The following is a 14,041-nucleotide window of genomic DNA, read 5'->3' as shown; positions in this document are numbered from 1 at the left end:
GCCTGATGGTGGGCGTCACTCGACGCGGAAGAGCAGCATCGAGGTGCCGGGTATCGGCAGCACATCACCAGGCGCGTATCGGCGCTGCTCGCTGCGCGGCGTCTCGTCTGCGCTGGACCAGAGTGCGGTGAAGCCGGCTGCGTCTTCGAGCCCGTCAGGCAGGCGGACGTCGATCGGCGCCTCGGTGCCGTGCACGATCAGCAGGATGCGGTTGCTCTCACCGTCGCGTGGATCGCTCGTGGCGACGTACTGCAGGGTGCGATGGCGAGGATCGTTCCACTGCTCGGCCGACATCGTCTCGCCGTTCTGGTCGAACCATTCCATCTCCGATGCCTCGGGCACGTGCTCGCCGAGCACGGCGTAGCGTGCCGGCCGCAGGGCGCGGTTCTCGGCGCGCAGCCGCGTGAGCCGCGTGATGTGCGCCAGCAGATCCTGCTGCCACGGCTCGTGAGTCCAGTTCAGCCACGTGAGCGGGGAGTCGTGGCAGTACGCGTTGTTGTTGCCCTTCTGCGTGCGTCCGAACTCATCGCCCGCGGTGATCATCGGGATGCCGGCTGAGAGCAGCAGGGTTCCCATCAGGTTGCGCATGGCCCTTCGACGCGCCGCCAGGATCGCAGGGATGTCGGTCTCGCCCTCGACACCGTGGTTGAACGACCGGTTCACGTCGGCCCCGTCGCGATTCTGCTCGCCGTTGGCCTCGTTGTGCTTGACGTCGTAGCTGACCAGGTCGTGCAGAGTGAAGCCGTCGTGCGCGGTGATGAAGTTGATGCTCGCCAGCGGGCCACGCTCGGGTGAGTATGTGTTGGCCGAGCCGGCGAGGCGGTTGGCGAAGCCGCCGACGCCGACCGGCGCCGAAGCCCGTCGGGCATAGTCGATGTCGCTGAGCCAGAAGTTGCGGGCACGGTCGCGGAAACGGTCGTTCCATTCGCTCCATCCCGCGGGGAAGTTGCCCGTCTGCCAGCCGCCGAGCCCGACGTCCCATGGTTCGGCGATGATCTTCACATCCTCCAGCGCCGGGTCCTCGCCGATGGCACGCAGCAGCGGGTGTTCGGGGTCGTACTCGTGGCCGCTGTCACGGGCCAGCGAGGTCGCGAGGTCGAAGCGGAATCCGTCGATCTGCATCTCGGTCGCCCAGTAGCGCAGCGAATCGAGCACGAGACGCGCGGGCGCGTCGGCAGACGTGTTGAGCGTGTTGCCGCAGCCGGTGGTGTCGACATAGGCGCCGTCTTCGAGCTGGCGGTAATAGAGCGCGTTGTCGATGCCGCGGAAGCTGGATCGCGGGCCGCCGAGGCCCTCTTCGCTGGTGTGGTTGTAGACGACGTCGAGGATGACCTCGAGGCCCGCCTGATGCAGCAGCTTGACCATGCCCTTGAACTCGTCGAGCACGGCCTCGGGACCGGCGCGGCGCGCGGCTTCGGTGGCGTACGCGGTGTGCGGGGTGAAGAAGTTCAGTGTGTTGTAGCCCCAGTAGTTGGTGAGGCCCCGCTCGAGCAGCCGGGGCTCCGGTACGAACGCCTGCACCGGCAGCAGCTCGACGCTCGTCACGCCCAGCCCCGTCAGATACTCCGTCATCGCCGGGTGCGCGAGACCGGCGTACGTGCCGTGCAGCGCTGCGGGCACGCCGGGGTGACGTTTCGTGAGGCCCTTGATGTGACCCTCGTAGATGACGGTCTCGTCCATCGGCACGGCGGGCTTTCGCACATCGCCCCAGTCGAAGCCGTCCGCGATGACGACGGATCGCCACTCCTGGTATCCGCCGCCCTGAGCGAGCCCGCGCGCGTACGGGTCGAGCAGCAGAGTCTCGGAGTTGAAGACGTTACCCGGACCGAGTGGCCCGTCCACGCGCAGGGCGTAGCGTGCGCCCGGTCGCAGCAGCTCGGTGCTCACCTGCCAGACGCCCGCTGTCTGCCGCTCGAGTGGCAGAGTTGCGGTCTCCCAGTCGAGGTCGTGCTCGTCGAAGAGGACGAGCTCGACGGACGACGCGTTGCGGGACCAGACGCGCAGCGTTCCGCCACCGTCGTGCAGGCGCACGCCGAGGTGGTCGAGAGCGTCGCCGCCGAGCGGCAGTGCGGGCAGAGCGGGCATGGGCAACAGCCTAAACGGGGCGGTCCGTCGACGGTGAATCTGCGTCCCGTGCGCAGTGACTCTCAGTCCCGCAGAGGGCGGCGGTGGGAGAATGGCAGGATGCGGCACTATCTCGATCACGCGGCGACGACGCCGCTGCGCGCCGCAGCGCGCGACGCGTGGATCGCCGCGTCCGAGATCGTCGGCAACGCGTCGTCTACGCACGGCGCGGGTCAGGCCGCCCGCCGTCTGCTCGAGGACTCGCGCGAGCGCGCCGCCGCCGTCATCGGCTGCGACCCGATAGAGGTCGTGTTCACCTCGGGCGGCACCGAGTCGATCAACACGGCCGTGCACGGCATGTGGGTCTCCCGATCCACGGACGCCGGAGCGATCGTGCTGCCCGACGCAGAGCACCACGCCACCATCGACACCGTCTCGGCTCTCCAGCGCCAGGGAGCCGACGTCCGCCCGGTGCGCGTGGACGCGCTCGGCCGGATCGACGTGTCGGCGTTCACCGCTGCCCTGGCCGGCGCGACCCTTGCAACCGCTCTCATCGCGAACAACGAGGTCGGCACCGTCAACGACGCGGCCGCACTGAGCCGGTCGGCGGGGACGGCGGGCGTTCCGCTGCACCTCGATGCCGTCTCCGCCTTCGGTCACCTGCCGGTCGTGTTCCGCGGGTTGAGGGGCGACGCCCCGGTCGATGCCGGTCTGGTGGCGATGAGCATCGCCGGGCACAAGATCGGCGCGCCCGTCGGAACCGGCCTGCTGGTCGTCTCGCGCGGCGCGCGGATCGCTCCGCTGCTGCACGGCGGATCGCAGCAGCGCGGTCTGCGTGCCGGCACGCAGGACGTCCCGGGGGCGACAGCCCTCGCCGCCGCGCTGGAGGAGGCCGAAGCCGAGCGGACGCGCGAGAGCGCCCGGCTCGCGGCTATGCGCGACCGCCTCGTCGCGGGCGTCCTGGCCGCGGTGCCAACGGCGGCGCTGCTGGGCGATCCGGCGAATCGGCTGCCGGGCAACGCGCATCTGCTGTTCCCGGGGACGGTGGGGGAGAGCCTGCTGTTCCTGCTCGACATGGCCGGCATCTCGGCATCCACCGGCTCGGCATGCCAGGCCGGCGTCGCCGAGCCCTCGCACGTGGTGATGGCGATGGGTCGCAGCGAGCAGGACGCGCGAAGCGTGCTGCGGTTCACACTGGGCTCGACGTCCACTGCGGCGGATGTCGAGGCGGTGCTCGCCACGATCCCGGATGCCGTCGCGCGAGCCTCACGCTGACGGGAGCCGCCCAGGCGAGCACTCGTAGACTGGAGACCATGCGAGTTCTTGCGGCGATGAGCGGCGGTGTCGATTCGGCCGTGGCGGCGGCTCGCGCCGTCGACGCGGGCCACGAGGTCGTCGGCGTGCACCTGGCGCTGTCCCGCGCCGGCGGCACGCTGCGAACGGGCAGCCGCGGCTGCTGCACAGTCGAGGACGCGCTGGATGCCCGGCGCGTGGCCGACCTGCTCGGAATCCCGTTCTACGTGTGGGACTTCTCGGAGCGCTTCCGCGACGACGTCATCGACGACTTCATCTCCGAATACAAGGCAGGTCGCACTCCCAACCCCTGCCTGCGCTGCAACGAGAAGATCAAGTTCGCCGCCCTGCTGGAGCGGGCGATCGAGCTCGGCTTCGATGCGGTCTGCACCGGTCACTACGCGACGCTCGTCGACGGGTCCGCAGGACTGGAGCTGCATCGCGCGTCGGATTCCGCGAAGGACCAGTCATACGTGCTCGGCGTGCTGAACGCCGAGCAGCTCGCGCACACCTACTTCCCCCTCGGCGACACACCGTCGAAGGCGCTCGTGCGAGCGGAGGCCGCGGCCCGTGGGATCACCGTCGCGCAGAAGCCCGACAGCCACGACATCTGCTTCATCCCCGACGGCGACACGCGCGGCTGGCTGGCGGAGAAGGTCGGCACCGCGGCCGGCGAGATCGTCGACCGCAGCGGTGAGGTGGTGGGCAGTCACGACGGCGCCCACGCCTTCACCGTCGGCCAGCGACGGGGACTGCGCCTCGGTGTGCCGGCTCCCGACGGCAAGCCGCGCTTCGTGCTCGAGGTGCGGCCGGTGTCGAACACGGTGGTCGTCGGTCCGAAGGAGGCCCTCGCGATCGCCGAGATCGCAGGGGAGCGCTTCTCGTGGGCGGGTGCTGCACCCGAGTCGGCCGACTTCGCCTGCGAGGTGCAGATCCGAGCGCACGCCGAGCCCGTTCCCGCTCGCGTGCACGTCACCGACGGCGGTGTGCGCGTCGTGCCCGAGGTGCCGCTCGACGGGGTGGCGCCGGGCCAGAGCGCGGTCATCTATGTCGGCACGCGCGTGCTCGGGCAGTTCACCATCGACACGACGGTCTCCGCCGTACCCGTCGGCGCCTGAGCGCACGGCTCTGACGCACGACGGGTCCGGCGTCAAGCCCCGCGGTCTGTCGGTGCTCGCTCATAGACTTGCCGGGTGCCTGAGAACATCTCGCTGACCGACGCCCGTGCCGAAGCCGAAGAGCTCACGACCCGCATCCTCGAGGCCAAGGACGCCTATTACGGGCGTGACACGTCGCTCGTCGATGACGCGACCTACGACGGGTGGATGCGACGGCTCGAAGAGCTCGAGCGTCTGCATCCAGAGCTGCAGGGGCAGGATTCGCCGACGCAGATGGTGGGCGCGGCAGAGGCGACCGGACTCGCGACGATCGAGCATGCCGAGCGGATGCTCAGCCTCGACAACGTGTTCTCGCTCGACGAGCTGCGCGAATGGGCAGCCAAGACGAAGGCATCCGCCGGGCGGGAGATCGCCTGGCTGACCGAGCTGAAGATCGATGGACTGGCGATCAACCTGCGGTACGAGAACGGCGTGCTCACCTCGGCCGCCACCCGCGGCGACGGGCGGGTGGGCGAGATCGTCACCGAGAACGCCCTGCGTCTGGCCGACATCCCGGAGCGCCTGGTCGGGCACGGGCACCCTGAGATCGTCGAGGTGCGCGGAGAGGTGTTCATCCCGGTGGCCGCGTTCGAGCGGCTCAATGCCGCGCAGGCATCGTTCCGGGACCGGGTCTACGCCGAAGCGCGGGACAGATGGGAGGCTCGTCCCGCCGCGAAGAGGCCGTTCGACGACGAGAAGGCGCGAACGGCTGCGGCGCGCCGGTTCCCCGCCTTCGCGAATCCGCGCAACGCCGCGAGCGGAGGACTCCGGCAGCAGATCGATAAGAAGAGCGGGCTCGAACTCGAGGCCGGTCTGCTGCGCATCGAGTCCCTGTCGCTGTATGTGCACGGCATCGGCGCGTGGGCGAATCCGCCCGTCGCGGCACAGAGCGAGGTGTACGAGCTGCTGGCGGAGTGGGGGCTGCCGACCAGCCCGCACACCAAGGTCTGCCACAGCATCGACGAGGTGGAGGAGTTCGTGGCCTACTTCGGCGAGCACCGCCACGACATCGAACACGAGCTCGACGGCATCGTCGTCAAGGTCGACGAGCTCGCGCTGCACGACGAGCTGGGCACCACCAGCCGCGCCCCCCGCTGGGCGATCGCCTACAAGTACCCGCCGGAGGAGGTGCAGACCCGGCTGCTCGACATCGTCGTCTCTGTCGGTCGCACCGGGCGAGCCACCCCGTTCGCCGTCATGGAGCCGGCGCACGTCGCCGGATCGGTGGTGCGCCAGGCCACCCTGCACAACAAGGACGTCGTGAAGGCGAAGGGCGTGCTGATCGGTGACACCGTCGTGCTCCGCAAGGCCGGTGACGTGATCCCGGAGGTGCTCGGGCCGGTGGTCGACCGGCGCGACGGCAGCGAACGCGAGTTCGTCATGCCCGAGGGATGCCCCGAATGCGGAACGCCGCTGCGCGCCATGAAGGAAGGCGATATCGATCTGCGCTGCCCGAACGCTCGCTCCTGCCCCGCCCAGGTGCGCGGCCGGGTGGAGCACATCGGGTCGCGCGGAGCCCTCGATGTGGAGGCACTCGGCGAGGTGACCGCCGCGGCACTGACCCAGCCGACCCGCCCCGCGGAGCCGCCGCTCGAGACCGAGGCAGGACTCTTCGACCTCACCCTCGAGCAGATCGTGCCCATCGAGGTGGTGGTGCGCGATTCCGAGACCGGACTGCCCAAGGAAGACGACGACGGCGTCATCAAGACCCGTGCGCCCTTCCGGCGCAACCCCACCGCGGCAGAGAAGAAGCAGGGACTCGAGGGGCCGCAGCCGTCATCGCAGGCGGTGAAGCTGCTCGCCGAGCTCGAGAAGGCGAAGACCAAAGAGCTCTGGAGGCTGCTCGTCTCCCTGAACATCCGCCACGTCGGCCCGGTCGCCGCTCGTGCCCTCGCCCAGTGGTTCGGGTCGCTCGACGCCATCCGCGCCGCGAGCCGCGATGAACTGGCCGCCGTCGAAGGCGTCGGCGGGATCATCGCGGATTCGCTGCTGAGCTGGTTCGACGTCGACTGGCACCAGGACATCGTGCAGAAGTGGGCGGATGCCGGTGTGCAGTGGGCCACGCCAGGACACCCGGGGCCGGGTGCAGCGGTCGTGGAGGGCGGAGTGCTCGACGGCCTCACCGTGGTCGCCACCGGGAGCCTGGAGGGCTACTCGCGCGAGGGCGCTCAGGAGGCCATCATGAAGGCCGGCGGCAAGGCGGCCTCATCCGTGTCGAAGAAGACCGACTTCGTGGCGGCGGGTCCCGGCGCCGGGTCGAAGCTCGCGAAGGCCGAAGCGCTGGGCATCCGCATTCTCGACGCGGCCCAGTTCCACGTCCTCGTCACCCAGGGGCCGGACTTCCTCGACGCCTGACGCGCACGAGCCGCTCGTCCCCGCGGCCGATGTACGCGGGGACGAGCGGAGCGCCTCAGCTCCTGTGCCGCGGCTTGCGCGCGGGACGATCGTCGCGCGAGTGCCCGCCGCGATCGTCGCGCGAGTGCCCGCCGCGGTCGTCGCGCGAGTATCCACGTCCGCTGCGGTCGTCGCGGCCTCGGTCGTACCCGCCGCGCTCGTCGCGATCGCGCGGCGCGCGGCGGTTCGGCACACCTCGGTCGGGGCGGATCTCGATGAGTTTGCCCGAGATACGGGTGTCGCGCAGTCTGTCGAGCACGGACGGGTCCATATTGACCGGCAGCTCGACGATCGAGAAGTCGGGCTTGATGGCGATCGCGCCGAAATCGTCGCGTCCGAGTCCGCCCTCATTGGCGAGCGCACCCACGATCTGGCGCGGCTCGACGCGGTGGCGACGGCCGACCTCGATGCGGTACGGCGCGTAGTCGCCGCGGCCGCGGCGCTCGCGAGAGCCGCGGTCGCTGCGGTCGGATGCGCGGTCGCCGCGCTCGCGCGGTGGACGGTTGTCGCGCTCCACCGCGCGCGAGAGTTCGTCGTTCTCGGGGTCGAGCAGCAGTGGCGTCTCGCCCTGTGCGACCACAGCGAGCGCCGCGGCGACGTCCGCCTCGGGCACGTCGTGGTTGCGCACGTAATGCGCGATGATGTCGCGGAACGCCTCGATGCGGCGCGTCTCCTCCAGAGCTGCGGTGATCGCGTCGTCGAAGCGCGCGAGACGCGTGGTGTTGACGTCCTCGGTCGTGGGCAGCTGCATCTGCGTCGGCTGCTGGCGGGTCGCCTTCTCGATGTGCTTCAGCAGGTAGCGCTCGCGCGGCGTGATGAAGCTGATGGCATCACCGGTTCGGCCTGCACGGCCCGTGCGCCCGATCCGGTGCACGTACGACTCGGTGTCGGTGGGGATGTCGAAGTTCACCACGTGGCTGATCCGCTCGACGTCAAGGCCGCGGGCGGCGACGTCGGTGGCGACGAGGATGTCGAGCTTGCCGTCCTTGAGCTGATTCACGCTGCGCTCGCGCTGGACCTGCGGCACATCGCCGTTGATCGCAGCCGCGGAGTAGCCGCGGGCGCGCAGCTTCTCGGCGAGAGTCTCGGTCTCGTTCTTCGTGCGGACGAAGATGATCATCCCGTCGAAGTTCTCGATCTCGAGGATGCGGGTCAGGGCATCCACCTTCTGCGCGTACGAGACGACGAGGTAGCGCTGGGTGATGTTCTGGTTGGTGGTCGTCTTGCCTTTGATGGCGACCTCTTCGGGCTCGTTCAGGTACTGCTGAGCGAGGCGGCGGATCGTCGCGGGCATCGTCGCCGAGAACAGCGCGACCTGCTTGTCCTCGGGCGTCTGCGCGAGGATCTGCTCGACGTCCTCGGCGAAGCCCATCTTCAGCATCTCGTCGGCCTCATCCAGCACGAGGTACTTCAGCTCCGAGAGGTCGAGCGTGCCCTTCGCCTGGTGATCCATGATGCGGCCCGGGGTGCCTACGACGATGTGCACGCCCCGGCGCAGCGCAGACAGCTGCACGCCGTACGCCTGCCCGCCGTACACGGGAAGCACGCGCACGTCCTTCATCCGGGCCGAGTACGCCTCGAAGGCCTCGCACACCTGCAGGGCGAGTTCGCGTGTGGGGGCGAGCACGAGCACCTGCGGCGTCTTCTGACCGAGATCGAGGTTCTCGAGCACGGGCAGCGCGAAAGCCGCGGTCTTGCCGGTGCCGGTCTGCGCCGTTCCGAGAACGTCGCGCCCCTGCAGCAGCAGGGGGATCGTCGCCGCCTGGATGGGCGACGGGGTCTCGTAGCCGAGATCCTTGATCGCCCTGAGCAGCGAGCCGGTGATGCCCAGCTCCTCGAATCCGGGAGCGGTCGCGCCCTCGTCAGGGGTCTCGGGCGCGTCAGGGGTCTCGGGCGCGTCAGGGGCAGGGGCGATGTCGTCGGCAGTCACCTGTCAACGATAGTGGGTGCGGATGGGAGAGTGCTGGCCGTTCAGCTGCCCGAGGTCAGCGCCAGCAGGCGCTCCTTCACCTGCCGGCGCAGCACCTTGCCGATCAGCGACTTCGGCAGCTCGTCGACGACGAAGACGCGACGCGGCACCTTATACGGGGTCAGGATGCTGCGCGCGAACGCGCGGATGGCCTCGACATCGACGTCCTTGCCATCCTCCACGACGATCGCGGCGACGACCTCCTCGCCGGAGCGGTCGCTCGGCAGTCCCACGACGGCCGCGTCGACGACATCCGGATGCTGGCGCAGGGCCACCTCGACCTCGGTGGGCGCCACGTTGAAGCCGCCCGTGATGATGAGCTCCTTGATGCGGTCGACGATGCGCACGAAGCCGGCCTCGTCGATCGTGACGATGTCGCCGGTGCGGAACCAGCCGTCGACGAACACCGCCTCGGTCTCCTCGGGCTTGCCGTAGTAGCCGGAGAACACCTGCGGACCGCGCACGATCAGCTCGCCGGCAGAGCCTGCCGGCACGTCGACGGTCGGATTCTCGGGGTCGACCACGCGGCACTCGGTACCGGGAAGCGGCAGGCCGACGGTTCCGGCCACCCGGTTCTCGGCGACGGGGTTGGCCATCAGCACGGGCGAGCACTCGCTCAGCCCGTAGCCCTCGACGAGATAGCCGCCGCTGGCCTCTTCGAACGGCACGACGAGATCGTGAGACAGCGCCATCGCCCCCGAGATCGCGATCTCGGTGCCGGCGAGCGACACGCCCTTCTCCTTCGCCGCGGCCAGCAGCCGTTCGGCGATCGGCGGCACGAGCGGCAGGAAGGTGGCCGGATGCTTCTTCGTCACCTGCAGCACGAGGTCGGGCTCGAACTTCGGGAACAGCACGAGCCGCGCGCCCATCGACATCGCGAAGGTGAGGCACAGCGTGAGCCCGTACGCGTGGAACATGGGCAGCACCGCGTAGACGACGCAGCCGTCGCCGCGCGTGATCGACGGCACCCACGCCTGAGCCTGCGCCGCGTTGGCGAGCAGGTTGCGGTGGGTGAGGGCCGCACCCTTGGGCGTGCCCGTGGTGCCTGAGGTGTACTGGATGATCGCGAGGTCGTCGGTTGCGGGACGCGGGTGCGTGGACGGGAGCGGTGCGGACTGCACCAGCGAGTCCCAGCTGATCGCGCCGCGCACCTTCGAGGTGAGCGCCGCACGCGACTCGCGGGCCTTCGCGATCGGCAGCTTCAGCATCAGCTGCATCCTGCGCGGCATCGCCGTCGTCACGTCGACCGAGATCAGGCTCGCGACCGCGAGATCGGCGGGGAACTCCTGCACGGTCTCGACCACCTTGCTCCACACGATCGCGTGGCGGGCGCCGTGGTCTTCGAACTGCTTGCGCAGCTCACGCGGGGTGTACAGCGGGTTGTGCTCGATCGCCACGGCGCCGAGACGCAGCACGGCGTAGAACGCGATGATGTGCTGCGGGCAGTTCGGCAGCACGATCGCCACCGGATCGCCCGGGCCGACACCGAGGTCGCGCAGGCCGGCGGCTGCCCGCTCGATGGCATCCTGCATCTCGCGGTAGGTCGTCTCGCGCCCGAAGAACTGCAGCGCCGGGGCATCCGGATAGTCGCGCACCGACGCCTCGACGATGTCGATCAGCGAACCGGTCACCGGCGGCAGGTCCTGCGGGACACCTTCGGCGTAGCTTGCGGTCCATGGGCGCGGGGGAACGAACTCGGTCACGAGTTCCAGCTTACGTGTGCGCACCTCGCGCTCTCGTAGACTGGTGTGGTGTCTGAAATCACCCCTGATCTCGTACGCCATCTCGGCGTGCTCGCGCGCATCCAGCTCTCCGACGACGAGGTGACTCAGCTGACCGGTCAGCTCGACGCCATCGTCGACAACATCGCGAAGGTGTCGGAGGTGGCCACGCCAGACGTCGTCGCCACCAGCCACCCGATCGCGATGAGCAACGTCTTCCGCCCCGACGAGGTCGGCGAGACGCTCACGCTCGAGCAGACGCTGAAGAACGCCCCGGATGCCGCCGATGGCCGCTTCCGTGTGACCGCGATCCTGGGAGAAGAGCAGTGAGCGACATCATCCGGCTGACCGCCGCGGCACTCGGCGAGAAGATCTCCGCCGGCGAGATCTCCAGCGTCGAGGCGACGCAGGCCCACCTCGACCGCATCGCCGCGGTCGACGGTGACGTGCACGCTTTCCTGCATGTGAACGAGCACGCCCTCGCGGCGGCCGCCGAGGTCGACGCGCGCCGTGCCGCGGGCGAGCAGCTCGGCCCGATCGCCGGTGTGCCGCTCGCGGTCAAGGACGTGCTCGTCACGACCGACATGCCCTCCACGAGCGGCTCGAAGATCCTCGAGGGCTACATGTCGCCGTTCGACGCCACCGTCGTGGCGCGCTCCCGCGCCGCAGGCCTCGTGCCGCTCGGCAAGACGAACATGGACGAGTTCGCGATGGGCTCGTCGACGGAGTTCTCCGCTTACGGTCCGACCCGCAACCCGTGGGACCTCGACCGCATCCCCGGCGGTTCGGGTGGCGGCTCCGCCGCGGCCGTCGCGGCCTTCGAGGCCCCGCTCGCGCTCGGCTCCGACACCGGCGGATCGATCCGCCAGCCCGCGCACGTCACCGGCACCGTCGGCATCAAGCCGACCTACGGCGGCGTCAGCCGCTACGGCGCGATCGCGCTGGCATCCAGCCTCGACCAGGTCGGCCCGGTCACCCGCACCGTGCTCGACGCCGGTCTGCTGCACGATGTGATCGGCGGTCACGACCCGAAGGACTCGACCTCCCTCCCGCAGGAGTGGCCGTCGTTCGCGGCCGCCGCGCGCGAAGGCGCGAGCGGTCAGGTGCTCAAGGGCCTGAAGGTCGGCGTCATCACCGAACTGCCCGACTCCGGCTTCCAGGCCGGCGTCGCCGCATCGTTCCGCGCCTCGCTCGCGCTGATGGAGGCGCAGGGTGCCGAGATCGTCGAGATCTCGGCTCCGCACTTCGAGTACGGCGTCGCGGCGTACTACCTGATCCTTCCCGCCGAGGCCTCGAGCAACCTCGCCAAGTTCGACTCGGTGCGCTTCGGCCTGCGCGTCACACCCGAAGGCAATCCCACGGTCGAGGACGTCATGTCGGCGACCCGTGACGCCGGCTTCGGGCCCGAGGTCAAGCGCCGCATCATTCTGGGCACGTATGCGCTGTCGGCCGGCTACTACGACGCCTACTACGGCAGCGCCCAGAAGGTGCGCACGCTCATCCAGCAGGACTTCGACCGGGCGTTCGCGCAGGTCGACGTCATCGCGACGCCGTCGGCACCGACCACTGCGTTCCGGATCGGCGAGAAGATCGATGATCCGCTGCAGATGTATCTGAACGACCTGACGACGATCCCGGCGAACCTCGCCGGCGTTCCCGGCATCTCGATCCCCTCGGGCATCGCGGCCGAAGACGGTCTGCCCGTCGGTATCCAGTTCCTCGCGCCCGCACACGAGGATGCTCGTCTGTACCGCGTCGGCGCGGCTCTCGAGGCTGCGCTCGTGGACTCGTGGGGCGCGCCGCTGCTGTCGAAGGCGCCTGCCCTTCGACAGGCCCAGGGATCCAGTCGACAGGCTCAGGGACCCAAGGAAGGGGGAGCCCGCTGATGGCGACCGCCAAGCTCATGGACTTCGACGAGGCCCTCGAACTGTTCGAGCCCGTGCTCGGCTTCGAGGTGCACGTCGAGCTGAACACTCGCACGAAGATGTTCTCCGACGCGCCCAACCCGGCGAACGACGAGTTCCACGGCGCCGAGCCGAACACGCTCATCGCGCCGGTCGATCTCGGTCTGCCGGGGTCGCTGCCCGTGGTCAACGCGACGGCCGTGCGCTCGTCGATCAGCCTGGGTCTCGCACTCGGCTGCTCGATCGCGGAGTCCAGCCGGTTCGCGCGGAAGAACTACTTCTACCCCGACCTGGGCAAGAACTATCAGATCTCGCAGTACGACGAGCCGATCGCGTTCGAGGGATCGGTCGAGGTCGAGCTCGAGGATGGCACGCTCGTGACGATCCCCGTCGAGCGCGCGCACATGGAGGAGGACGCGGGCAAGCTCACCCACATGGGCGGGGCGACCGGCCGCATCCAGGGCGCGGAGTACTCGCTGGTGGACTACAACCGTGCCGGAGTGCCGCTCGTCGAGATCGTCACCAAGCCGATCTTCGGCGCCGAGCACCGCGCGCCCGAGTACGCCAAGGCGTACATCGCCGCGATCCGCGACATCGTGCGCGGCCTCGGCATCTCGGAGGCGCGTCTCGAGCGCGGCAACCTGCGCTGCGACGCGAACGTGTCGCTGCGTCCCCGTGGCCAGGAGAAGCTCGGCACCCGCACCGAGACGAAGAACGTCAACTCGATGCGCTCGGTCGAGCGGGCCGTGCGCTACGAGATCCAGCGTCAGGCCGCGATCCTCGCCGACGGCGGCACGATCACCCAGGAGACGCGGCACTGGCACGAGGACACCGGTACGACGTCGCCGGGTCGCCCGAAGTCGGACGCCGATGACTACCGCTACTTCCCCGAGCCCGACCTGCTGCCTGTGCAGCCGTCGCGCGAGCTCGTGGAGGAGCTGCGTGCCGCGCTGCCCGAGCAGCCGGTGGCGCGCCGCCGTCGCCTGAAGGCCGAGTGGGGCTTCACCGACCTCGAGTTCCAGGACGTGCGCAACGGCGGTTTGATCGACGAGGTCGAGGCCACGATCGCGGCCGGTGCCGCTCCGGCGGCCGCCCGCAAGTGGTGGACGGGCGAGATCACCCGCGTCGCCAATGCGCAGGAGCGGGATGCGGCCGGGCTCGTCTCGCCGGCCGACGTCGCCGCCCTCCAGGCACTGGTGGATGCCGGCACGCTGACCGACAAGCTGGCCCGCCAGGTTCTCGAAGGAGTCATCGCCGGAGAGGGATCGCCTCAGGAGGTCGTGGACTCGCGCGGACTGGCGGTCGTCTCGGACGACGGCGCGCTGATCGCCGCGATCGACGACGCATTCGCCGCGCAGCCGGACGTGCTGGCGAAGATCAAGGATGGCAAGGTGCAGGCCGCCGGGGCTGTCATCGGCGCCGTGATGAAGGCGATGAAGGGCCAGGCCGACGCCGCGCGCGTGCGCGAGCTGATCCTCGAGCGCGCTGCGCAGTGACCAGCGGGTGCCACCGACGCGATGTCGGTGGCACCGGTCAGGA

Annotated in this window: 9 protein-coding genes; 6 read left to right on the top strand and 3 right to left on the bottom strand. The window is 69.7% G+C overall.

Annotation, left to right across the window (positions count from 1 at the left end; genetic code table 11):
* Window positions 1–15: 15 nt before the first annotated feature.
* The gene (glgX, locus tag PGB26_RS11300) at window positions 16–2,085 is read right to left on the bottom strand and encodes a glycogen debranching protein GlgX (protein ID WP_271637704.1); all 2,070 of its coding nucleotides are present in this window, start codon (window positions 2,083–2,085) and stop codon (window positions 16–18) included.
* Window positions 2,086–2,184: 99 nt separating this feature from the next.
* On the opposite strand from glgX, the gene PGB26_RS11295 reads away from it, so the two are divergent.
* The 3 genes from PGB26_RS11295 to ligA all read left to right on the top strand — a co-directional run bounded on the left by PGB26_RS11295 (window position 2,185) and on the right by ligA (window position 6,869).
* Window positions 2,185–3,339: a cysteine desulfurase family protein gene (locus tag PGB26_RS11295; RefSeq protein WP_271637702.1), complete on the top strand. Its 1,155-nt coding sequence runs from the start codon at window positions 2,185–2,187 to the stop codon at window positions 3,337–3,339.
* Window positions 3,340–3,377: 38 nt separating this feature from the next.
* Window positions 3,378–4,475 carry a tRNA 2-thiouridine(34) synthase MnmA gene (gene mnmA / locus PGB26_RS11290; RefSeq protein ID WP_271637701.1) on the top strand — a complete coding sequence of 366 codons (1,098 nt, stop codon included), beginning with the start codon at window positions 3,378–3,380 and terminating at the stop codon, window positions 4,473–4,475.
* A gap of 75 nt (window positions 4,476–4,550) precedes the next feature.
* Entirely contained in the window at window positions 4,551–6,869 is a 2,319-nt protein-coding gene (ligA, locus tag PGB26_RS11285) for an NAD-dependent DNA ligase LigA (protein ID WP_271637700.1), read from the top strand.
* Between the two features lie 55 nt (window positions 6,870–6,924).
* Here ligA and PGB26_RS11280 read toward each other — a convergent pair whose 3' ends face one another.
* Together PGB26_RS11280 and PGB26_RS11275 are read right to left on the bottom strand one after the other, a co-directional pair.
* Window positions 6,925–8,838: a DEAD/DEAH box helicase gene (locus PGB26_RS11280; RefSeq protein ID WP_442922982.1), complete on the bottom strand. Its 1,914-nt coding sequence runs from the start codon at window positions 8,836–8,838 to the stop codon at window positions 6,925–6,927.
* Window positions 8,839–8,879: 41 nt separating this feature from the next.
* Entirely contained in the window at window positions 8,880–10,580 is a 1,701-nt protein-coding gene (locus PGB26_RS11275) for a long-chain-fatty-acid--CoA ligase (protein WP_271637699.1), read from the bottom strand.
* Window positions 10,581–10,628: 48 nt separating this feature from the next.
* Here PGB26_RS11275 and gatC point away from each other — a divergent pair, with 48 nt between their 5' ends.
* The 3 genes from gatC to gatB are packed head-to-tail and all read left to right on the top strand — an operon-like array spanning window position 10,629 to window position 13,998.
* A complete protein-coding gene (gatC, locus tag PGB26_RS11270) occupies window positions 10,629–10,928 on the top strand; it encodes an Asp-tRNA(Asn)/Glu-tRNA(Gln) amidotransferase subunit GatC (protein ID WP_071644104.1) in 300 nt (99 codons plus the stop codon).
* Window positions 10,925–12,484, top strand: a complete 1,560-nt coding sequence (gene gatA / locus PGB26_RS11265; RefSeq protein WP_271637698.1) for an Asp-tRNA(Asn)/Glu-tRNA(Gln) amidotransferase subunit GatA — start codon at window positions 10,925–10,927, stop codon at window positions 12,482–12,484. The genes gatC and gatA overlap by 4 nt, the downstream gene beginning before the upstream one ends.
* Window positions 12,484–13,998, top strand: coding sequence for an Asp-tRNA(Asn)/Glu-tRNA(Gln) amidotransferase subunit GatB (gene gatB / locus PGB26_RS11260; protein ID WP_271637697.1), 1,515 nt, complete (start codon window positions 12,484–12,486; stop codon window positions 13,996–13,998). The genes gatA and gatB overlap by 1 nt, the downstream gene beginning before the upstream one ends.
* Window positions 13,999–14,041 lie beyond the last annotated feature (43 nt).

The organism is Microbacterium sp. nov. GSS16, assembly GCF_028198145.1.
Taxonomy (GTDB): Bacteria; Actinomycetota; Actinomycetes; order Actinomycetales; family Microbacteriaceae; genus Microbacterium.
This window is presented reverse-complemented; position numbering and strand designations above follow the sequence as displayed.